The sequence below is a fragment of the Sphingoaurantiacus capsulatus genome (assembly GCF_042648405.1).
In the GTDB taxonomy this organism is placed as follows: Bacteria; Pseudomonadota; Alphaproteobacteria; order Sphingomonadales; family Sphingomonadaceae; genus Sphingoaurantiacus; species Sphingoaurantiacus capsulatus.
Genome location: NZ_JBHRXV010000012.1, coordinates 1 through 19,663 on the forward strand (window position 1 = coordinate 1; position 19,663 = coordinate 19,663).

Below are 19,663 nucleotides of genomic sequence, written 5' to 3' on the forward strand. Positions count from 1 at the left end.
CAGAGACCTTGAATCAACAACCAACAAACCGCGCAACCTTATTGGGTACGGAGCCTAGCCGGCAACAAGCGCAGGATTGTGTCGTGGACATCGCCGAGGGTTACGCAGTGCCCGACATCCTGCTGCGTGAACTTGATTCCGAATGCGCTCTCAAGCTCCATCAAAAAGTCGAGATCGCCATCCTGCGGGTCGAGATCGAGCGTCGGCACCATGTTTCCATGATGTGCGGGTTGTTTGATCCGTGCAATTCCGATGCTCAGTTCGATCTGGTCGGCCTTGCCGCATCGTTTGCCCCTACGCCCGCCCTCGGCTAGAGCGCACAGCATGAGCGATCAGGTCAGCTACGGCTATCAGCAGGTCGATCCCGCCGAGAAGACGCGGCGGGTCGGGTCGGTGTTTTCGCGGGTGGCGAAGAACTACGACATCATGAACGACCTGATGTCGGGCGGCCTGCACCGGCTGTGGAAGGACGCCTTCGTCAACCGGGTGAAGCCGCGCCCCGGCGAGGCGATCCTCGACATGGCGGGCGGCACCGGCGACGTCGCCTTCCGCATGGCGAAGCGCGGCGCCGACATCACCGTCGCGGACATCAACCCCGACATGCTGGCGGTGGGCCGCGACCGGGCGTTGCAGCGGGGCCACGAGGGCCTCGTCTGGCAGGTCGAGAATGCCGAAACACTGACCTTCGGCGACCGGCTGTTCGACGGCTACACCATCGCCTTCGGCATCCGGAACGTCACCGACATCCCGGCGGCGCTGCGCGAGGCGCATCGCGTGCTGAAGTACGGCGGGCGCTTCTTCTGCCTCGAATTCTCGACCACCGAATGGCCGGTGTTCGGCGAGGTGTACGACGCCTATTCGCACAAGGTCGTGCCGAAGATCGGCGGCCTCGTGGCCAAGGACGAGGAAGCCTATCGCTACCTGATCGAGAGTATCCGCCGCTTCCCCGACATGCCGAGCTTCCGCCGGATGATCGAGGACGCGGGCTTCACGCAGACACGCGTCGAGCCGATCCTCGGCGGGCTCGTCGCCATCCACAGCGGCTGGAAGGCTTGACCACCGCCGTCACCCATCTCTGGCGGCTGGCGCGCTGGGGGCGAACGCTCGCCCGCCACGGCGCGCTGCTCGGCATCGAGCGCGACGGCAACGCCCCGCCGGTTGTCCGCCGCTTCGCGCGGCTGATGCGCTTCGGCGCCAACGTCCCCAAGATCCCGACCTATGGCGAAGCGTTCGTCTCGATCGGCCCCGCCGCCATCAAGCTCGGCCAGGCGCTCGCCACGCGCCCCGATCTCGTCGGCGAGGAAGCGGCGCGCGACCTGCTGCGCCTGCAGGACAGCCTGCCGCCGGCACCCTTCGCGCAGATCGAGAAGTCGCTGCGCGAATCGTTCGACGTGCCGCTCGACCACCTCTTCCAGCACATCGATCCGGCGCCTGTCGGCGCAGCCTCGATCGCGCAGGTGCACAAGGGCGTCACCGCCGACGGCCGCACCGTCGCCATCAAGGTGCTGCGCCCCGGCGTCGAGATCGACATCGCCAGCGCGCTTGAGACCTATGAATGGGCGGCCGCGCAGGTCGAGCGGATGGGCGGCGAGGCGGAGCGGCTGCGGCCCCGTGTGGTCATCGCCACCTTCAAGCGCTGGACCAACAACGAGCTCAATCTGCGCATGGAGGCCGCCGCCGCCTCCGAACTCGCCGAAGGGTTGAGCGCCGAGACCGGCTTCTTCATCCCCGCCATCGACTGGTCGCGCACCACGCGCCGCGTGCTGACGATGGACTGGGTCGACGGCATCAAGCTGACTGACCTCGCCGCGCTCGACCGCGCCGGTTACGACCGCAAGGCGCTCGCCGCGCTGCTGGTGAAGAGCTTCCTGCGGCAGGCGATCGCCGAGGGCTATTTCCACGCCGATCTGCATCAGGGAAATCTGTTCGCGGTGCCGGCCGAGGACGGCTCGGCGCGCATCGCCGCCATCGATTTCGGCATCATGGGGCGGATCAACCGCATCGGCCGCGTCTACCTCGCCGAGATCATCTACGGGCTGTTCACCGGCAACTACCGCCGCGTCGCCGAGATCCATTTCGAAGCGGGCTACGTGCCGGCGCACCATAATCTCGACGAGTTCGCCACCGCCCTACGCGCCGTCGGCGAGCCGATCCGCGGGCTCCCCGTGAAGGACATCTCGATCGCCAATCTGCTCGACGGGCTGTTCGCGATCACCCGCAGCTTCGAAATGTCGACGCAGCCGCACCTGCTGCTGCTCCAGAAGACGATGGTGATGGTCGAAGGCGTCGCGCTGGCGCTCGATCCCGACGTCAACATGTGGGAGATTTCCGAGCCGTTCGTGCGCGAGTGGATGCGCGACGAGCTGGGCCCCGAGGCGAAGGCCGCCGATGCGCTGGTGCGCAACTGGCGGACGCTCAACGACCTGCCCGACGTGCTGCGCCGCCTGATCCGGCTGGTGCCGGTCGAAAGCCCGGCGCCGCCGTTGCCGCCGCTGCCGGAGGTGCGGGTGCGCGAGCGGCGGCCGTGGGGGATGATGTTGTTGACGCTCGGGCTCGGCCTTGCGCTGGGACTGGGTCTTGCTGGAGTGATGGGTTGATGCAGGCGACGATCGACGCGCTGGCGCGCTTTCCCGACGAGCTGGAGCGCTTCTTCCTCGCAATCCCGCCGAGCCGCCGCGACTGGACGCCGCCGAGCTGGGACGGCGTGCCGAGCGAGCCCTACACGGCGATCGGCCAGCTCTGCCATGTCCGCGACATCGAGACCGACGGCTATCATTTCCGCTTCCGCCGGCTGCTCGACGAGGAGCAGCCCTTCCTCGGCGGCGTCGACGGCGACGCGCTGGTGGTCGAGCGGCGCTATGCGGAGAGCGACCCGGCCGAGGTGATCGCCGCGATCCGCGCGGCGCGGGCCGAGACGGTGGACCTGCTGTCAGGACTGGACGCCAGTCAGCTCGCCCGCACCGGCGAGTTCGAGGACTATGGACGGGTGACCTTGCGCGCGATGGTCCATTATCTCGCCAGTCACGATCAGCAGCATCTGTCCGGCCTACAATGGCTCGCCGGAAAGATCGCGTCGGAAGAGGCGCGCTGAATGCCCCTCCACCGCCTTCGGCGGTCCCCCTCCCCGTTCCGGGGAGGAGATAGCGACCGCCAGCCTGCATCCTCCCCGGGACGGGAAGGGGGACCCTGCGCAGCAGGGTGGAGGGGTAAGCGCCAACGCGCTAGGCTGAGCCGATGAGCGGCAAGCGCATTCTCCTGATCGTCGGCGGCGGTATCGCCGCCTACAAGGCGCTGGAGCTGGTGCGCGAGCTGCGCCGCGCCGGCATCGGCACGACCGCGGTATTGACCAAAGCCGGCAAGCAGTTCGTGACCCCGCTCAGCCTCGGCGCGCTCACCGAGCAGCCGGTCTATGAGGATCTGTTCGACCTCAAGGACGAGACCGAGATGGGGCATATCCAGCTCAGCCGGCAGGCCGATCTGGTCGTCGTCTGCCCCGCGACCGCCAATCTGCTGTCGCGCATGGCGGCGGGCGGCGCGTCCGACCTTGCCGCGACGCTCTTGTTGGCCACCGACAAGCCGGTGCTGGCCGTCCCGGCGATGAATGTGCGGATGTGGCAGCACGCCGCCACCCGCCGCAATGTCGCGCAGCTTCGCGCCGACGGCGTCACGGTGATGGAGCCCGACGAGGGCGAGATGGCCTGCGGCGAGTTCGGCCCCGGCCGCCTGCCGGAAGTGCCGGCGATCGTGGCGAAAATCTGCGGCCTGCTGTCGCCGGGCGCCAAACCGCTCGCCGGCAAGCGGGCCCTCGTCACGGCGGGGCCGACGCATGAGCCGATCGACCCGGTGCGCTACATCGCCAACCGCTCGTCGGGAAAGCAGGGCTTCGCCATCGCCGCCGCGCTCGCCGCGCAAGGCGCCGACGTGACCTTGGTCGCCGGGCCGGTCAATCTGCCGACGCCCGCCGGGGTTAAGCGCGTCGACGTCGAGACGGCGCGCGAGATGGCCGGAGCCATCGATGCCGCGCTGCCCGCCGATGTCGCGGTGATGGTCGCCGCGGTCGCCGACTGGCGCACCGCCGACGCCGCCACCGCCAAGATGAAGAAGGGCGCGGGCGGCCCGCCGGCGCTCGCGCTGGTCGAGAATCCCGACATCCTCGCGACCGTGTCAGCGGCCGGCGCGCGACGCCCGAAGCTGGTGATCGGCTTTGCAGCCGAGACCGACAGCATCGTCGATCATGCCAACACCAAGCTGGCGAAGAAGGGCTGCGACTGGATCGTCGCCAACGACGTGTCGGGCGAGGTGATGGGGGGCGACGCCAACCGAATCCACCTGATCACCGCGAGCGGCGTCGAGGATTGGCCCGAACTGCCCAAGGGCGAGGTCGCAGCAAAGCTCGCCGCGCGCATCGCCGAAGCGCTCGGCTAGGCGTCCTCGGACACCGACTTCAGGCCCGTCCGCTCGAACAGGTCGGCGCGGGCATCCCAGACATCGGCGGATTGCAGGTGGCGCACGCGGACCATCTCGAGATTGGTCTCGGCGGCCATCTTGCGGTCGGTATCAGCGAGATTTCGGCAACGCTCGGCTTCGGTCATCACGCAAACTCCCTCTCCCCAATTTCGGTTACAACACCGAAACGAGGCGGTCGTTCCGCCGATGCATCAAGCCGTTAGCTTAGGTCAGCCGATGACGTTGGAGGTGGCGGCGATCAGGTCGCCGATCGCATCGTCGATCATCGGCGTGTTGACCGTGCGGATCATCGGATTGGCGAGGCTGTTGCGCGCGCCGCCGGCGAGCTGGACCGCCTCGATGTCCGGATAGACGAAGCCGTAGGTGGCGTGGGCGCTGGTGCCGATCTCGCCGATCGGGGCGTACCAGACACGAACCTGCGTCCAGTCGTTGTTCGCCGACACGTCGACGATCTGGACGTCTTCCTCGATCTGGCCGCGCGAGCCGTTGATCGGCGACCAGTTGGCGTGGGTGACCTTCAGGGTGCGCGAATCGACGATCTGGCTGACGGTGGCGACATGGCCGTAGCGCATTTTGCCGGCCGCCTTGAACACCAGCACCGCGCCGACTTCCGGCGTGTCGCCGCGCTCGTAGCGGCCATCGGCCTGATTCCACCAAGTGCCGGCGTTGCCGAAAATCTGGATGCCCGAGACGAGGCGGGCGAAGGGGGCGCACTGCCAGCGCTGGTCGGACAGGTCCTGCGCCTGGGCGGTCGAAGCGACCCCGGCCATCAGGACGACACCGATCACGGCGCGCAGAAACTTGTGCATTGAAGATAACCCCCCGGTTCCCCTGCATCCTGGCTAGCCGGGCGCCGGGCGGGCTGGAAACCCCGCCACGCGGTTCGTCGCGGCCAACCGTAACGGCGGCGCGACGAACCGTTCGACGAGCGATGAACCGATCGGTGGAACGGTGATCGGGCCGCTTTCGTTTGGCGTCGAAAGCAGTTCTCAGGAGTGAATCATGGCCGAACCCGAATCCGCGCCGCAGCAGCGCGAGACCGTCATCGTCGAGAAGCGCGGAAGCGTCGGCGGTACCATCGCCGCGATCGCGCTGCTGATCGTCGTGCTGGCGGTGCTGTCCTACTTCGGGCTGTTGCCTTTCTAAGGGCGTGTTTGCGGCAAGCGAATCGCGCCGCTATGGCGGGGCGATGAGCCAGAAGATCGCGATCCAGCTGAAGCGCCTGCCCCATGGCGAGGGGCTGCCGCTGCCCGCCTATGCCACCCCCGGCGCCGCCGGCATGGACGTCGTCGCCGCCGAGGAGCTGACCTTGGCGCCGGGCGCGCGTCATGCGGTCGCCACAGGCCTGTCGGTGGCGATCCCGGAAGGTTTCGAAATCCAGGTCCGTCCGCGCTCCGGCCTGGCGCTGAAGCATGGCATCACCTGCCTCAACACGCCGGGCACCATCGACAGCGACTATCGCGGCGAGGTGAAGGTGATCCTCGCCAACCTCGGCAGCGAGCCGTTCGAGATCAAGCGCGGCGAACGCATCGCGCAGCTCGTCCCCGCCGCCGTCCAGCCGGCGGCGTTCGTCGAGATCGACTCGCTCGACGACACCGCGCGCGGCGCCGGCGGCTTCGGATCGACGGGTCGCTAGCCATGTCGCTCTCCGACGCGCAGCTTGATCGCTACGCGCGTCACATCATCCTGAAGGAAATCGGCGGCGCCGGGCAGAAGGCATTGCTCGACGCGCGGGTGCTGGTGATCGGCGCCGGCGGGCTCGGCAGCCCGTGCATCCAATATCTCGCCGCCGCCGGCGTCGGCACGATCGGCGTGGTCGACGACGACGACGTGTCGCTGTCGAACCTCCAGCGGCAGGTGCTGCACGGCACCGAAGATGTCGGGCGGCCGAAAGTGGAAAGCGCCGCCGAGGCGGTGGCGCGAATCAATCCTGACGTGCGGATCGAGCCGCACGCCCATCGGCTGACCGCCGAAAACGCCGCCGAGCTGGTCGCCGCTTATGATATCGTCGCCGACGGATCGGACAGTTTCGCGACCCGCATTGCGGTTGCCGATGCAGCACATCGGGCGCGCAAGCCGCTGGTGTCGGCGGCGGTCGGGCCGTTCGAGGGGCAGTTGTCGGTGTTCCGCGGCTGGGATGGGCCCTGCTATCGCTGCTGGGTCGGCGAGGCCGCCGACGGGCCGGAAGGCACCTGCGCCGAGCAGGGCGTGCTCGGCGCGCTGACCGGGGTGATGGGGGCGCTGCAAGCACTCGAGGTGATCCGCGCGATCACCGGCTTCGGCGAGGGGCTGGCCGGGCGGATGCTGCTGTTCGACGCGCTGTCGATGCGGACGCGCACCGTGACGCTGCCCAAGGACCCCGCGTGCAAAGGATGTAGCCATGGCTAAGCGCGGTCTCGCCGTTCTGCTGTCCGAGGCGAATCATGCCCGGCTCCACGCCGCGCTGACCTTGGCCTGCGCGGCGGCGGCGCTGGGGCGGCCGGTGCGGCTGTTCTTCCATGGCGAGAGCGTCGCGGCGCTGACCCCCGAACGTCACTGGCAGGGCGATATCGCATATCGCGCCGCCGGGCTGCCGAGCGTCGGCGAGCTGGTCGATAATGCGCTGGGGTTGGGCGTCGTCGCGATGGCGTGCCAGACTGGCATGCAGATGATCGGCATCAACGCGGCAAGCCTGCCCGAGGGTGTCGAGGCGGGCGGGATGGTGGCGTTCCTGGCGGACGCACGAGACGACGAGCTGCTGATGGGCTGACTTTCATCGTCATTCCCGCGAAGGCGTGAATCCAGTCCATCCGCAACGAGCCAGCTTCGCTGGCGCCTTTTTCTTACGGACTGGATCCCCGCCTTCGCGGGGACGACGATTCAGAAGAAGTGGAGCGCTCGCCTCAGTCGATCGACTCTTTCGCGTACACGCCCCAGAGGTGCTTGCGCAGGATATAGCCGCTCTTCCCCGCGATGCGGAGCTGGCACCAGGCTTCCTCGCACAGCACGATCTTGGCGACGACGCCCGGTTCGGCGCGCCACACCGGGCGCGAGGCGATGTCGGCGCGCGCGTAAAGCGTGCGAACCGCGCTGGTGACATAGGCGGTACGGTCGCCCGAGATGAGGTTCTTGTTCATCCAGCCCTGGCCGCCGTGCGGATCGCGCACCAGCCGCCAGATGCCCCATTCGCGCACCACCTCCATGGGAAGGCCGTCGCGCTTGTAGACCCAGGTGATCGGATATTGCTCGCCGGGGCCGGAGCGCATGTTGGCTTCGTTGGTACCGAGCGAGACGAAACGCGGGATCGGCAGGCCCGACAGGCCCTCGGTGGCGTCGCGCATCTGCGCGTGCGCACCCACCGGCGCCAGCAGCAGTAACGCGGCGATCATCCGGCGCATCGCACCGCTCCCCTGTCCGAACCCCTTCACGCCGCCCTTAGAATCCAAGCGGCGCGCCCGTGCAAGCGCTTGACGCTTCACCGGCGTCACAATAGCCATCAAGGGGATATGTCGACCCGCCCGAAACGCCCCAAGGTGATCGTCACCCGCCGCCTCCCCGAAGCGGTGGAGACGCGGATGGCCGAGCTGTTCGACATCGAGCTCAACTACAGCGACGACCCCTTCACGCCCGAGCAGCTCGCCGACGCCTGCGCGCGCGCCGACGTGCTGGTGCCGACCGTCACCGACGAGATCGGTGCCGACCTGCTGGCCAAGGCGGGCGACGGGCTGAAGCTGATCGCCAATTTCGGCAACGGCATCGACCATATCGACCTTGCCGCCGCCCGCGCGCGCAACATCCTCGTCACCAACACGCCCGGCGTGCTGACCGACGACACCGCCGACATGGTGATGGCGCTGATCCTCTCCGTGCCGCGCCGCCTCGCCGAGGGCGAGAAGCTGGTGCGGGCGAACGAATGGAAGGGCTGGTCGCCATGCGGCATGCTCGGCCACCGCATCACGGGGAAGCGCCTCGGCATCGTCGGCATGGGGCGGATCGGCCAAGCGGTCGCGGCCCGCGCCCGCGCCTTCGGCCTGTCGATCCATTACCATAATCGCAAGCGCCTGCCCGACGGGCTGGAGCGTACCTACGAAGCGACGTGGTGGCCGACGCTCGACGCGATGCTGCGCCGGGTCGACATCGTGTCGATCAACTGCCCGCACACGCCCGAGACGCATCATCTGATCGACGCGGCGGCGCTCCGCCACATGCAGCGGCACGTCTACCTGATCAACACCGCGCGCGGCGAGATCGTCGATGAGAGCGCGCTGGCGGTGGCGCTGGAAGCCGGGCAGATCGCCGGCGCCGGCCTCGACGTGTTCGAGCATGAACCGGCGGTCGACCCGCGGCTGCTCGCGCTGAAGAACGTCGTGCTGCTGCCGCACATGGGCTCGGCGACCTTCGAGGGCCGTGCCGACATGGGCGAGAAGGTCATCGCCAACATCCGCTCGTGGGTCGACGGCCACCGCCCGCCCGATCAGGTGCTCGAGGGCTGGCTCTAGGAATTCAGCCGGACGCGCACCGATTCGGCGTGCGCGATCAGCCCTTCGGCCTCGGCGAGCGTCTGCGCCGCGGGGCCGATCGCGGCCAGCGCCGCTGCCGAGCATTCCAGAAACGTCGTGCGCTTCATGAAATCGGTGACCGACAGGCCCGAGGCGAAGCGGGCGCGGCGGCCGGTCGGCAGCACATGGTTCGGCCCGCCGACATAGTCGCCGACCGCCTCGGGCGTGTGGCGGCCGATGAAGATCGAGCCGGCGTGACGCACCGCGTCGAACAGCGGCTGCGGGTCAGCGACGGCGAGTTCGAGATGCTCGGGCGCGAGCCGGTCGACCAGGGGCACGGCATCGAGCAGCTGCTCGACGAGGATGATCGCGCCCTGCGAATCCCAGCTCTGCCGCGCCGTCGCGCCGGTCGGCAGCTTTTCGATCAGCGCATCGACCGCGACCGCGACGGCGTCGACGAAGGCCGCATCGTCGGTGATAAGGATGACCTGCGCCGCCGGATCATGCTCAGCCTGGCTGAGCAGGTCGGCGGCAATCCATGCCGGGTCATTGGCGCCGTCGGCGACCACGAGGATTTCGGAAGGGCCGGCGACCATGTCGATGCCGACGCGGCCGTAGAGCTGGCGCTTCGCTTCGGCGACATAGGCATTGCCGGGGCCGACGATCTTGTCGACGGCGGGGATGGTCGCCGTGCCGAAGGCGAGGGCCGCCACCGCCTGCGCGCCACCAATGCGGTAGATCACATCGACGCCCGCGAGCTTCGCCGCCGCCAGCACCAGCGGATTGAGCCGGCCGTCGGGCGTCGGCGTCACCATCACCAGCCGCCGCGCGCCCGCGACCTTGGCCGGAATGGCGTTCATCAGCACCGACGACGGGTAAGACGCGAGCCCGCCCGGCACGTAAAGGCCGACCGAATCGACCGGCGTCCAGCGATAGCCGGCGCGCACCCCGGCCGCGTCGGTACCGTCATGGTCCGCCGGGCGCTGCTTTTCATGGAAGGCGCGGATCCGGGTGGCGGCCAGCTCCAGCGCCGCCATCAGCTCGGGCGAGACGTTGGCGCAGGCCGCGTCGATCTCGGCGGCGCCGATCTCGAAGCCGCGTTCGGCGAGGTCGATGCGATCGAAGCGCTGGGTCAGCGTGGCGACGGCCGTATCGCCGTTCTTCGCCACTTCGGCGATGACCTGGGCGACAACGTCGGAAACCTGTGCGTCGGTATCCCGTGCCGCTTCGACCAGCCGGTCGAACTCAGCCGCGAAACCGGGTGCGCGGGCGTCAAGCCGCCGATGCATCGCCCGCGACCTTGCGGAAGCGCTCGACCAGCGCGCCGATCTCCGCCGCGCGCATCTTGAAGGCGGCGCGGTTGACGATCAGCCGCGACGACACGTCGGCGATCTTCTCGACCTCGACGAGGCCGTTCTCGACGAGTGTCCGCCCCGACGACACCAGGTCGACGATGCGCGAGGTGAGGCCGAGCGCCGGCGCCAGCTCCATCGCCCCATTCAGCTTCACGCATTCCGCCTGCACGCCGCGCGCGGCGAAATGCTTGCGGGTGATGTTGGGATATTTGGTGGCGACACGGACGTGCGACCAGCTACGAGGATCGTCGTTCGCCGCCTGTTCGGCGGGCTCGGCGACCGACAGCCGGCACTTGCCGATGCCGAGATCGACCGGCGAATAGATTTCCGAATAGCCGAATTCCATCAGCACATCGTTGCCGGCGATGCCGACATGCGCCGCGCCGAAGGCCACAAACGTCGCCGCGTCGAAGGCGCGCACGCGGATCAGCGACAGGCCGGGAATATTGGTGCCGAACTTCAGCGCCCGCGAGCTGTCGTCGGTGAACGCTGCCTCGGGCTCGATGCCCGCGGCGTACAGCAACGGCAGCGCCTCCTCGAGGATGCGGCCCTTGGGTAGCGCAATGATCAGTTCGTCGCCCACGGCGGAGGCTGTAGAGAAGGGACCGGAGCCTCGCAACCGCGAGGTAAGGTTTCCAGCGTATAAGGAGCGGGCAATGTTCGGAATGATGGCCAAGATGAGCGACGACGCCTTCCGCTTCTGGCGACAGGCGGCGGAAACCGTGTCGGCCTCGGCCTATGTGATCGACAAGCGCAGCCGCATGCTGTCGTCGGGCCGGATACCGACGCCGGGCGACCTCGCCGAGCTGTCGATGATGGTCACCGAGAAGATGACCGCCTTCGGCCTCGCCAACCTTGCCCTCACCCAGTCGATGATGGCCGGCACCAGCGCGAGCTGGGGCGCGGCGAGCGATGCGCTCGCGCCGATCCACGCGCGGGCCACCGCCAACGCCCGTCGACTCCGCCGCCGGTGACCGACGAGACCCGCGTCGACGCGCGCGTCCGCGCCGGCTTCGCGACGCAGGCCGAGTGGTGCACGGCGATGGGGGCGCCCTTTCTCGCCCGAATCTGCACGATCCTGTCCGAAAAGCTCGACCGCACGACAGCGACGGGGAGGCGAGTACTGGACTGGCCGACCGCGCCGCTGGTCGATGCGTTGCCGCTGCGCCTGACCGGCGGGCTGCAGGCGCTGGTGCGGCGCGGGCGACTGCCGGCGCTGGCCGCGCACTGGCCGCCGAATGTCGCGGGTGACGATCTCGACGAGGCGCTGATCGCCGCCATTACCGACGCCGACGCGGAGCTGTTGCCGTGGCTCGACGGCCCGCCGCAGACCAACGAGGTCGGGCGCTCTGGCGTGTTGATGGCTGGCTTGCTGGTGATCGCTGCCGAGACCGGTCTGCCGCTGGCACTGTTCGAGTTGGGCGCCTCTGCTGGCCTCAACCTGCGGCTCGACGCCTACGCCTATGATCTTGGCGGCCGGGTGATCGACACAGCGGGTGCGCCGATCACGCTGACCCCGCGCTGGACTGGCAACCCGCCAGCCGCCGCGACGGTGACGGTCGCAAATCGGCGCGGCGTCGACCTGAACCCGCTCGATGTGACCGATTCCGCCACCGTCGAGCGATTGCTCGCCTATGTCTGGGCCGAGCAGAATGAACGTGTCGAACGGCTCACCGCCGCGCTCGCCGCCACTGCGGGCGACCCGCCGGCAATCGATCGCGAGGATGCCGCCGGCTGGGTCGAGCGCCGCGTCGCGCCGACACCGGGCGTCGCCACGGTGGTGATGCACAGCATCGCTTTCCAATATTTCCCCGCCGAGAGCCGCGACCGGATCACCGCGCACATGGCCGCGCGAGGCGCGAAGGCCACCGCCGAGGCGCCGCTCGCCTGGCTACGCTACGAGCTGGAGCCCGAGGCGGGCGCTGCCACCTTGCGGTTGACCCTCTGGCCGGGCGGCGAGGACCGACGGCTCGCCAAGGCGCACCCGCACGGGACATGGATCGAGTGGCTGGCTTGATTCGCGCCCAGTAACCGGCGCAAACGCGGGCATGGTTTCGCTCGTTCTCGCTTCCTCCTCGCCGCGCCGCCGCGAATTGCTCGCGCAGATAGGGCTCACTCCTGCGCGCATCGAATCGCCCGACATCGACGAGGCAGTGCTGAAGGGCGAGGCGCCCGCCGCCTATGCGCTGCGCCTCGCCGAGGAGAAGGCGCGCGCCGTCAAGCGCGGCGAGGGCGAGGTGGTGCTGGCCGGCGACACCGCCGTCGCGGTCGGCCGCCGCATCCTGCCGCCGGCCGAGAATGAGGGCGTCCAGCGCGAATTGCTGAAGCTGCTGTCGGGGCGCCGGCAGACGGTGATCACCGCCGTCGCCACCATCGACACCGCCGGCAAGCTGCGCAGCCGCGTGTCCTCCTCGGTCGTCACCTTCAAGCGGCTCGAGGCGTCCGAGATCGATGCCTATGTCGCAACCGGCGACGGGCTGGGCAAGGCGGGCGGCTATGCCATCCAGGGCCGCGCCGCCGGCTTTATCCGCTTCATGTCGGGCAGCTATTCGGGCGTCGTCGGCCTGCCGCTGTTCGAGACGCGTGCACTGCTGAAAGCCGCCGGGGTCGATGTCCTCTGAGATCATCCTCGAACGCGGCATCGGCGAGCTTCGCGCCGCGCGGGTGGAGAATGGCCGGATCGCCGAGCTTCATATCGAGCGTGACGGCACCGGCCTGCGCGCCGGCGCGATCGTCGAGGGTCGGCTGACGCGCATCCTGCTCGCCGAGCAGCGCGGTATCGTCAGCGCCGGGGGTGAGGATGCGCTGATCGAGCCATTGCCGCGCGGCGTCACCGAAGGCGCGAAGCTGCTCGTCGAGGTGCTGCGCGAGGCGATTCCCGAGGCCGGCCGCGCCAAGCTCGCCAAGGTGCGCGCGTCCGAAGGACCGGTGCGCGAGGCGCCGACGCTGCTCGATCGCCTGCGCGCGACCAATCTGCTGATCCGCGAGGTGAGCCCCGCCGCGCCCGACCTGCTGGAAAATGCCGGCTGGTCAGAAGCGGTGGAGGAAGCCGCGACCGGCGTCGCCGCGTTCAACGGCGGGCTGCTGACGATCAGCCCCACCCCCGCGATGACGGTGATCGACGTCGACGGCGCCCTGCCGCCACCCGAGCTGGCGGTTGCCGGCGCCGGCGCCGCCGCGCGCGCCATCCGCCGCTTCGGCCTCGCCGGCTCGATCGGCATCGACCTGCCGACCGTCGGCGACAAGGCGGTGCGCCAGCGCGCGGCGGAAGCCATCGACGCCGAACTGCCGCCGCCGTTCGAGCGCACCGCGGTCAACGGCTTCGGCTTCGTTCAGATCGTGCGGCCCCGCGCGCGGCCCTCGATCGTCGAGCTGCTGCAGGGCGACCCGGCGGCGAGCGCCGCGCTGGCGCTGCTGCGCCGCGGCGAGCGCGAGGCCGGCGTCGGGCCGCGCACGCTGGTCGCGGCGCCCGGCATCATCGGCTGGCTGGAGGCACGCCCCGCGCTGACCGCCGAGCTGGCGCGCCGCCTAGGGGTTGCCGTTGGCTTGCGCGCTGACCCGCGCCTCGCCATATCCGCGAGCCATGTCGATGTCCGCCCCCGCTAAATGTCCGCTCTGCCGCAAGCCGGCGAGCGACGCGCACGCGCCCTTCTGTTCGGCTGGCTGCCAGGACCGCGATCTGCTCAACTGGCTGGGCGAGGCCTATGCCGTGTCGGGTCCGCCGGCCGACGAGCCGGAATCGCTGCTGGACAAGCGCTGAGCCGCTTTCTATATCGCCGCCCTTGCCGTTGCGCATAAGCGCTGGCGGCAGCGAGCGACAGCTCGGCGCCCGGGTAGCTCAGTTGGTAGAGCACGTGACTGAAAATCACGGTGTCGGCGGTTCAATTCCGTCCCCGGGCACCACTTCTCCCCACCGCTGACCGAACCTTCTCCGCCCGATCCCGCGCGTCCGCCATCGATGGCGGGTACCGCGTCTTTCATGCGTCGAAGTTGTCCCCCCATGCGCGCGAGGACCGGTCCAAGTTCAGTGGCCTAAAGATACTTGTTCGACACCAAGATGACGGCCGGGGCTCTTCGAGCGACTAGCTTGGATAAGGATTCGATTGATTCGTTCGTCAGGCGAACACCAAAGACGATTTGTGACCCGAATCGCTATTCAACTTATGAATCTCTACTGTAACAATCACTTAACTTTGGATTCGGCAGTTCGGAAGACTGCCAATTACCCGAAATCATGTTCTCTACTGAAACATAAGTGCGCTCTGTGAACGACAAATTTGCGACAATTGTGAACAAGCGATAGCTTTTGCTGAACAAAGACAAGCTTGTTCCGGGAGACGTTCGCAAGGGGGAGTTCACATGACGATCAGGATGAAGCGTTCGCGTCGTAATGGTATCGCGTGTTTGCTGAGTTCGGTGATGATGCCGGCCTTGCTGGCGGCGCCCGCCGCCGCGCAGGAAGCGGCAGCCGACACCGACGCTTCGTCCCCGGATGAAAGCGAGATCGTTGTCACCGGCTCGCGCCTGATCCGGCGCGACATGATCGCGGTGAGCCCGATCACCACCGTCGATGCGGAACAGATCCAGGCGTCGGGCAACGTCACGCTCGAAGACACGCTCAACGAATTTCCGCAGATCAAGCCGGGCAACACCGGTTCGACCAACCAGAGCGGCGGCGCCGGCGTGCTGACCGCCGATCTGCGCGGCCTCGGCCCCGTCCGCACGCTCGTGCTCGTTGATGGGCGGCGCTACATCCCGGCCGACGTCACCGGCCTGACCGATCTGTCGACAATTCCCGACATGCTCGTCGAGCGCGTCGAGATCGTCACCGGCGGCGCGTCGGCGGTCTACGGCTCCGACGCCATCGCCGGCGCGGTCAACTTCGTGCTCCAGCGCAAGTTCGACGGCATCAAGATGCAGGCGCAATATGGCGAGACCACGCGCGGCGACGGCGGCAGCTACAAGGTCGACCTGATGCTGGGCGCCAACAGCAGCGACGGCCGCGGCAACGCCACGCTGTTCGGCTCCTACACCGATCGCAACGCGGTGCGCTTCGCCAACCGCGCTTTCGCGCGCCAGCCGTTCCTGCCCGATGCGCAGGGCGTGCTGCAGCCGTTCGGCACCGGCACCATTCCGGGCGCGCTGATCGGCGTCACCACACCCGATCTCGGCCGCATCCAGGGCGTCAACCTGCTCAACCCGGGTGGCGCCTGCCCCGGCCCGATCCAGGGCGTGCGCTTCGGCACCGGCAGCGTGCCGGCGCCGTTCTGCCGGCCGACCGACCAATATAATTATGCCGCCCCCAACTTCCTGCTGCGCCCGCTCGAGCGCTGGCAATTGGGCGGCACCGCGTCCTACGAGATCAACGACAGCATCGAGCTCTATGCCAACACCTTCTTCACGCGGAAGGTGAACGCCTATCAGCAGGCGCCGGAAGCGCTGAACCCGAACAGCGCCGGCCAGGAAGCCGGCACGCTGATCATTCCCAACGCCGATACCAACCCGCTGTTCTCGCCGGCGTTGCGCAGCTTCTTTGCGGCCAACCGCGGCTTCTTCGATTCGGACGGCGACGGCGTCTACACGGTGCGCAGCGTGTCGTGGCAGATCGCCGAGTTCGGCAACCGCACCGTCGAGACGACGGCGGAAAGCTACATCGCCACCGCCGGCCTGCGCGGCGATGTCGACCTGTTCGGCAACGACTGGCGGTGGGACAGCTTCTACCAATATTCGCGGTCGGATTCGAAGTTCAGCCAGTTCAACCGCCTGTCGCGGTCGCGGCTGACGCTCGGCCTCGACGCGGTGCTGGTGAACGGCGTCCCGCAGTGCCGCGTCCAACTGCTCGGCTGTACGCCCGTCACCATTTTCGGCACCGACGCGCTGACCCCGGCGATGGTCAACTTCCTCAAGATCAACACCAGCCGCGACGACAGCTTCACCCGGCAGGTGGCGGGCGGCTCGCTCGCCGGCGACCTGTTCGAGCTCCCCGCCGGCCTGGTGTCGAGCGCGTTCGGCGTCGAGTGGCGCAAGGAGACCTTCGACACCGTGCCCGACCAGGCGCAGCTGTCGAACGACCTCGGCGCCAGCACCATCCCGTCGATCATCAACCGCGGCGACGTCGATGTCCGAGAAATCTTCGCTGAGGTGCGCGCGCCGCTGCTGCACGACATTCCGTTCATCAAGGAATTGGCGCTCGAAGGCGCCGCCCGCCTGTCGGATTACTCGACGATCGGGTCGGTGTTCACCTGGAAGGGCGCGGTCGACTGGATCGTCAGCGACGGCGTCCGGCTGCGCGGCAGCGTCAGCCGCGCCATCCGCGCGCCGAATCTCAACGAGCTGTTCGGCGCGCCGGGCCAGGGCTTCGTCGGCGGTGCCGATCCGTGCCTTGCGGCCAACCGGCCGACGGCGGCGCAGAAGCAGGTCTGCCTGGCGCAGGGTGTGCCGACGGCGCTGATCGATACCCTGCAGGTCGGCGCGAGCCAGGGCTTCCAGGTGCGATCGGGCGGCAACCGCGCCCTCGCAGAAGAGAAGGCCGACACCTACACGCTCGGTGCGGTGTTCACGCCGACCTTCGCGCCGAAGCTCGGCCTGTCGATCGACTATTTCAACATCAAGGTCGACGACGCGATCACACAGGTCAGCGGGCAGGCGCTGCTCAACAGCTGCTTCCGCACGCTCGACGTCGCGTCGGCCGCCTGCCAGTCGACCAGCCGTCTGACCTCGGGTAACATCGACGTCATCCGCGCGCCGCTGCTCAACATCGCCAGCCGCAAGGTCAGCGGCGTCGACGTGGCGATCACCTATCCGGTGCCGCTGCCGAGCTTCTTCGAGATCGGCGGCGAGGCGGCGACGCTTGCGTTGCAGCTGGTCGCGACCAAGCAGTTCGACGACAAGACCCAGTTGCTGCCCGGCGAGCCGATCATCGACTGCGCCGGTGCCTATGGCGGCACCTGTTCGAGCGACTCGATCCGCATCACGCCGGATCTGACCGGCCTGCTCCGGGCTACCTGGTCGAGCGGCCCGGCGTCGGTGTCGCTGCAGGGCAGCTACCTCGGCGATCTGAAGCTCGCGTCGAACGCCGCGCCCAACCAGAACGGCACGTTGAAGCACCGCATGTACGTCGATCTCAACGCCAAGTGGCGGCTGCTCGATCAGCTCGAGATCTTCGGCGGCCTCAACAACATCTTCGACCTGCAGCCGCCGATCCTCGGCTTCGGGCCGGGCGGCGACTCCAACTCCGACCCGCAGACCTTCGACCCGCTGGGCCGCGCCTTCTTCGTCGGCGCGCGGATCAGCTTCAAATGATCGGGCGTCGCCTCCTCATCTGGGCGGCGGCAACTTTGGTGGCGGCGGCGGGCCTAGCGCCCGTCGCCGCGGCCGACCCGCCCCGCCCCCCCGCCGGCACGCCCGGCTTCTCGATCGAGCAGATGGTCGCGGCGCGCAGCATCGGTCAGGCGGTGCTGGCGCCCGACCGCAAGTCGATCGTCTACACCCACGTCGGCCGCTACTGGGGCCACCCGCTGTTCCCCGCGTACGGCGAGGACAGCAACCTGTTCCTGAAGCGGATCGATAGCGGCGACACCATCCGCCTGACCTCGGGATCGGACGCCACCAGCTACCCGACCTTTTCGCCCGACGGCCGCTTCATCAGCTATGAGCGGCAGGGCGACATCTGGACCGTCGAGGTCGCCAACGGGCACACGAAGCGCCTGACCACCAATGCCGCCGCCGACCGCAGCGCGGTGTGGTCGCCTGACGGGCGCGAGATCGCCTTCGTCTCGACGCGCTGGGGCCGGCCGTCCCTCTATGTGATGCCGGCAGACGGCGAGCGGAGCGGCCTGCGGCAGGTCACCCAACCCGGCTTCACGCCGATCTACCCCGCCTGGTCGGCGGACGGCCGCCATCTGATGTTCACCGCGGCGCGGGATTCGCATTTCTATTCGCGCGGGCTTTACCGCGTGCCGGTGGCCGGCGGCGGCGAGCCCGAGCGGATCACGCCAGCCGACGACGCGAAGAACGCCTGGCCGAGCGTGTCGCCCGACGGCAAGCGCGTCGCCTATATCTCCGACCGGTCGGGCTATCTCAACATCTGGACGATGAACCCCGACGGCAGCGGTCAGCAGCAGGTGACGCGCGCTGCCGAGGATCAGGATTATCCCGACAACGACTATATCCAGACGATGGGGCTGCGCTGGTCGCCCGACGGCAAGCGCATCCTCTATTTCACCAACCAGCAGGGCAATCTGCGGCTGAGGACCGTCGATGTCGCGACTGGGCGCACCGCGATCGTCGAGAACCGCGACGGCTCGCACCATCCGGTCGGCTGGGTCGACGATCGCACCGTCGCCTATGTCTACGAGAGCTATCGCGACATTCCCGAACTCTATGTGAAGCCGCTGAACGGCACTGCCAAGCGGCTGACCTCATCAACCTACGCGGTGTTCGGCGCCGACAAGTTCGACCGGCTGGAATCGGTGACGTGGAAGAGCGACGACGGCGTCGAGGTGCACGGCTATCTGCGCCGGCCGACCTGGGCAAAGGCCGGCGACAAGCTGCCGGCGCTGGTGCTGAGCCACACCTATAATGTCGGGCAGTTCTACAATCAGTGGAGCCCGATCTTCAGCTACCTCGTGCAGTCGGGCTACACGATCCTCACCGTCAACCATCGCGGATCGAACGGCTATGGGACGAAGTTCCGCGACCTGCCAAAGGGCGACTGGGGCTTCGCGCAGCTGAAGGACATCGAATCCGCCGCCGGCTATCTCCGCGAGCGGGGCGATGTCGATGCTGACCGGGTCGGCATGCTCGGCTACAGCATGGGCGGCTACATGACCCAGCTGGCGCTGACCGCGCGGCCCGACCTGTTCCGGATGGGCGTCGCGGTGTTCGGGCTCGGCGAGATCGTCGGCGATCCGCAGAACAGCTCCCCCAACTATATCTGGCATCTGGGCGGCAGCGAGACCGAGCAGCTCGCCCGTTATCGCAACGCCTCGCCGGTCACGCATGTCCCGAAGCTGAAGGCGCCGATCATGATCGTCCACAGCTATGGCGATCCGATCGAGCCGGTGACCAAGATCCACAATTTCACTCAGGCGATGGACGCCCACGGCAAGCGCTATGAGGTGAAGCTCTACGAGAATGAGGCGCATGGCCTGCGCCTGCTCGACCATCAGGTCGATTCCTACCACCGGATCATGGCGTTCATCGACCGTTACCTCCGGCCGTAGCGTCGGACACTTCCCGACTGGGCGGGATGGCGCACCCGGCGCCGCCCGCCCTTTTCTTTTGTCCTTCCGACGTTCGTCTCCGACGAATGACATTCGCCGACATCGCCCTACCGTTCGTCGACACCGATTATGATATTGA

The 19,663-nt window shown here is 68.2% G+C and carries 22 protein-coding genes and 1 tRNA gene; 18 read left to right on the forward strand and 5 right to left on the reverse strand.

Features of this window, described 5'->3' with window-relative positions:
* The 5 genes from ACFOMD_RS16715 to coaBC all read left to right on the forward strand — a co-directional run.
* On the forward strand, positions 1-314 hold a 314-nt coding region (locus tag ACFOMD_RS16715), incomplete at its 5' end, for a hypothetical protein (RefSeq protein WP_380863487.1).
* 10 nt (positions 315-324) lie between these two features.
* The gene (locus ACFOMD_RS16720) at positions 325-1,056 is read left to right on the forward strand and encodes a class I SAM-dependent methyltransferase (RefSeq protein WP_380863489.1); all 732 of its coding nucleotides are present in this window, start codon (positions 325-327) and stop codon (positions 1,054-1,056) included.
* Positions 1,053-2,597: a 2-polyprenylphenol 6-hydroxylase gene (gene ubiB / locus ACFOMD_RS16725; RefSeq protein ID WP_380863491.1), complete on the forward strand. Its 1,545-nt coding sequence runs from the start codon at positions 1,053-1,055 to the stop codon at positions 2,595-2,597. The genes ACFOMD_RS16720 and ubiB overlap by 4 nt, the downstream gene beginning before the upstream one ends.
* Entirely contained in the window at positions 2,597-3,091 is a 495-nt protein-coding gene (locus ACFOMD_RS16730) for a DinB family protein (RefSeq protein ID WP_380863493.1), read from the forward strand. The genes ubiB and ACFOMD_RS16730 overlap by 1 nt, the downstream gene beginning before the upstream one ends.
* 143 nt (positions 3,092-3,234) lie before the next feature.
* Complete coding sequence (coaBC, locus tag ACFOMD_RS16735) at positions 3,235-4,425, forward strand: bifunctional phosphopantothenoylcysteine decarboxylase/phosphopantothenate--cysteine ligase CoaBC (RefSeq protein WP_380863495.1); 1,191 nt, start codon at positions 3,235-3,237, stop codon at positions 4,423-4,425.
* Here coaBC and ACFOMD_RS16740 read toward each other — a convergent pair.
* Positions 4,422-4,592 (reverse strand): hypothetical protein, encoded by a 171-nt coding sequence (locus ACFOMD_RS16740; RefSeq protein ID WP_380863497.1) that lies wholly within the window; start codon positions 4,590-4,592, stop codon positions 4,422-4,424. The two genes, coaBC and ACFOMD_RS16740, sit on opposite strands and share 4 nt — an antisense overlap.
* A gap of 84 nt (positions 4,593-4,676) precedes the next feature.
* Positions 4,677-5,276, reverse strand: coding sequence for a CHAP domain-containing protein (locus ACFOMD_RS16745; protein ID WP_380863499.1), 600 nt, complete (start codon positions 5,274-5,276; stop codon positions 4,677-4,679).
* A 193-nt stretch (positions 5,277-5,469) separates the two neighbouring features.
* On the opposite strand from ACFOMD_RS16745, the gene ACFOMD_RS16750 reads away from it, so the two are divergent.
* From ACFOMD_RS16750 to ACFOMD_RS16765, 4 genes are read left to right on the forward strand one after another with little or no spacing between them, the layout of a single operon-like run.
* Positions 5,470-5,613, forward strand: a complete 144-nt coding sequence (locus ACFOMD_RS16750) for a hypothetical protein (RefSeq protein WP_380863501.1) — start codon at positions 5,470-5,472, stop codon at positions 5,611-5,613.
* 43 nt (positions 5,614-5,656) lie between these two features.
* Entirely contained in the window at positions 5,657-6,103 is a 447-nt protein-coding gene (gene dut, locus ACFOMD_RS16755; protein ID WP_380863503.1) for a dUTP diphosphatase, read from the forward strand.
* Positions 6,104-6,105: 2 nt separating this feature from the next.
* Entirely contained in the window at positions 6,106-6,855 is a 750-nt protein-coding gene (locus ACFOMD_RS16760; RefSeq protein WP_380863505.1) for a HesA/MoeB/ThiF family protein, read from the forward strand.
* Positions 6,848-7,216, forward strand: coding sequence for a DsrE/DsrF/DrsH-like family protein (locus ACFOMD_RS16765; protein ID WP_380863507.1), 369 nt, complete (start codon positions 6,848-6,850; stop codon positions 7,214-7,216). Before ACFOMD_RS16760 ends, ACFOMD_RS16765 begins: the two co-directional genes overlap by 8 nt.
* Before the next feature lie 133 nt (positions 7,217-7,349).
* Here the strand turns inward: ACFOMD_RS16765 and ACFOMD_RS16770 are convergent, their stop codons facing one another.
* The gene (locus tag ACFOMD_RS16770; RefSeq protein ID WP_380863509.1) at positions 7,350-7,844 is read right to left on the reverse strand and encodes an SH3 domain-containing protein; all 495 of its coding nucleotides are present in this window, start codon (positions 7,842-7,844) and stop codon (positions 7,350-7,352) included.
* A 108-nt stretch (positions 7,845-7,952) separates the two neighbouring features.
* On the opposite strand from ACFOMD_RS16770, the gene ACFOMD_RS16775 reads away from it, so the two are divergent.
* Complete coding sequence (locus tag ACFOMD_RS16775) at positions 7,953-8,945, forward strand: 2-hydroxyacid dehydrogenase (protein WP_380863511.1); 993 nt, start codon at positions 7,953-7,955, stop codon at positions 8,943-8,945.
* Here the strand turns inward: ACFOMD_RS16775 and hisD are convergent.
* Positions 8,942-10,234: a histidinol dehydrogenase gene (hisD, locus tag ACFOMD_RS16780; RefSeq protein WP_380863513.1), complete on the reverse strand. Its 1,293-nt coding sequence runs from the start codon at positions 10,232-10,234 to the stop codon at positions 8,942-8,944. The two genes, ACFOMD_RS16775 and hisD, sit on opposite strands and share 4 nt — an antisense overlap.
* Complete coding sequence (gene hisG, locus ACFOMD_RS16785; RefSeq protein WP_380863515.1) at positions 10,218-10,883, reverse strand: ATP phosphoribosyltransferase; 666 nt, start codon at positions 10,881-10,883, stop codon at positions 10,218-10,220. The genes hisD and hisG overlap by 17 nt, the downstream gene beginning before the upstream one ends.
* 73 nt (positions 10,884-10,956) lie before the next feature.
* Here hisG and ACFOMD_RS16790 point away from each other — a divergent pair, with 73 nt between their 5' ends.
* The 8 genes from ACFOMD_RS16790 (at position 10,957) to ACFOMD_RS16825 (ending at position 19,524) form a co-directional block, all read left to right on the forward strand.
* Complete coding sequence (locus ACFOMD_RS16790) at positions 10,957-11,274, forward strand: hypothetical protein (protein ID WP_380863517.1); 318 nt, start codon at positions 10,957-10,959, stop codon at positions 11,272-11,274.
* Positions 11,271-12,317: a DUF2332 domain-containing protein gene (locus tag ACFOMD_RS16795; protein ID WP_380863519.1), complete on the forward strand. Its 1,047-nt coding sequence runs from the start codon at positions 11,271-11,273 to the stop codon at positions 12,315-12,317. Before ACFOMD_RS16790 ends, ACFOMD_RS16795 begins: the two co-directional genes overlap by 4 nt.
* 31 nt (positions 12,318-12,348) lie before the next feature.
* The gene (locus ACFOMD_RS16800; protein WP_380863521.1) at positions 12,349-12,921 is read left to right on the forward strand and encodes a Maf family protein; all 573 of its coding nucleotides are present in this window, start codon (positions 12,349-12,351) and stop codon (positions 12,919-12,921) included.
* On the forward strand, positions 12,911-13,906 hold the full coding sequence (locus tag ACFOMD_RS16805) for a ribonuclease (protein WP_380863523.1): 996 nt from the start codon (positions 12,911-12,913) through the stop codon (positions 13,904-13,906). The genes ACFOMD_RS16800 and ACFOMD_RS16805 overlap by 11 nt, the downstream gene beginning before the upstream one ends.
* Entirely contained in the window at positions 13,884-14,060 is a 177-nt protein-coding gene (gene yacG / locus ACFOMD_RS16810; RefSeq protein ID WP_449329082.1) for a DNA gyrase inhibitor YacG, read from the forward strand. The genes ACFOMD_RS16805 and yacG overlap by 23 nt, the downstream gene beginning before the upstream one ends.
* A gap of 67 nt (positions 14,061-14,127) precedes the next feature.
* Positions 14,128-14,203 (forward strand) — tRNA-Phe (locus tag ACFOMD_RS16815).
* Between the two features lie 516 nt (positions 14,204-14,719).
* Positions 14,720-17,602: a TonB-dependent receptor plug domain-containing protein gene (locus ACFOMD_RS16820; protein WP_380863572.1), complete on the forward strand. Its 2,883-nt coding sequence runs from the start codon at positions 14,720-14,722 to the stop codon at positions 17,600-17,602.
* Positions 17,599-19,524: a S9 family peptidase gene (locus ACFOMD_RS16825; RefSeq protein ID WP_380863525.1), complete on the forward strand. Its 1,926-nt coding sequence runs from the start codon at positions 17,599-17,601 to the stop codon at positions 19,522-19,524. The genes ACFOMD_RS16820 and ACFOMD_RS16825 overlap by 4 nt, the downstream gene beginning before the upstream one ends.
* Positions 19,525-19,663: the final 139 nt, after the last annotated feature.

Excerpts from the sequence above, each read along its gene's own strand:
- ACFOMD_RS16720 (WP_380863489.1), top strand. The coding sequence starts at position 325 with ATGAGCGATCAGGTCAGCTACGGCTATCAGCAGGTCGATCCCGCCGAG.
- ACFOMD_RS16730 (WP_380863493.1), top strand. The coding sequence starts at position 2,597 with ATGCAGGCGACGATCGACGCGCTGGCGCGCTTTCCCGACGAGCTGGAG.
- coaBC (WP_380863495.1), top strand. The coding sequence starts at position 3,235 with ATGAGCGGCAAGCGCATTCTCCTGATCGTCGGCGGCGGTATCGCCGCC.
- ACFOMD_RS16740 (WP_380863497.1), bottom strand. The coding sequence starts at position 4,592 with ATGACCGAAGCCGAGCGTTGCCGAAATCTCGCTGATACCGACCGCAAG.
- ACFOMD_RS16745 (WP_380863499.1), bottom strand. The coding sequence starts at position 5,276 with ATGCACAAGTTTCTGCGCGCCGTGATCGGTGTCGTCCTGATGGCCGGG.
- ACFOMD_RS16750 (WP_380863501.1), top strand. The coding sequence starts at position 5,470 with ATGGCCGAACCCGAATCCGCGCCGCAGCAGCGCGAGACCGTCATCGTC.
- dut (WP_380863503.1), top strand. The coding sequence starts at position 5,657 with ATGAGCCAGAAGATCGCGATCCAGCTGAAGCGCCTGCCCCATGGCGAG.
- ACFOMD_RS16760 (WP_380863505.1), top strand. The coding sequence starts at position 6,106 with ATGTCGCTCTCCGACGCGCAGCTTGATCGCTACGCGCGTCACATCATC.
- ACFOMD_RS16765 (WP_380863507.1), top strand. The coding sequence starts at position 6,848 with ATGGCTAAGCGCGGTCTCGCCGTTCTGCTGTCCGAGGCGAATCATGCC.
- ACFOMD_RS16770 (WP_380863509.1), bottom strand. The coding sequence starts at position 7,844 with ATGCGCCGGATGATCGCCGCGTTACTGCTGCTGGCGCCGGTGGGTGCG.
- ACFOMD_RS16775 (WP_380863511.1), top strand. The coding sequence starts at position 7,953 with ATGTCGACCCGCCCGAAACGCCCCAAGGTGATCGTCACCCGCCGCCTC.
- hisD (WP_380863513.1), bottom strand. The coding sequence starts at position 10,234 with ATGCATCGGCGGCTTGACGCCCGCGCACCCGGTTTCGCGGCTGAGTTC.
- ACFOMD_RS16790 (WP_380863517.1), top strand. The coding sequence starts at position 10,957 with ATGTTCGGAATGATGGCCAAGATGAGCGACGACGCCTTCCGCTTCTGG.
- ACFOMD_RS16800 (WP_380863521.1), top strand. The coding sequence starts at position 12,349 with ATGGTTTCGCTCGTTCTCGCTTCCTCCTCGCCGCGCCGCCGCGAATTG.
- ACFOMD_RS16805 (WP_380863523.1), top strand. The coding sequence starts at position 12,911 with ATGTCCTCTGAGATCATCCTCGAACGCGGCATCGGCGAGCTTCGCGCC.
- yacG (WP_449329082.1), top strand. The coding sequence starts at position 13,884 with ATGTCGATGTCCGCCCCCGCTAAATGTCCGCTCTGCCGCAAGCCGGCG.
- ACFOMD_RS16820 (WP_380863572.1), top strand. The coding sequence starts at position 14,720 with ATGATGCCGGCCTTGCTGGCGGCGCCCGCCGCCGCGCAGGAAGCGGCA.
- ACFOMD_RS16825 (WP_380863525.1), top strand. The coding sequence starts at position 17,599 with ATGATCGGGCGTCGCCTCCTCATCTGGGCGGCGGCAACTTTGGTGGCG.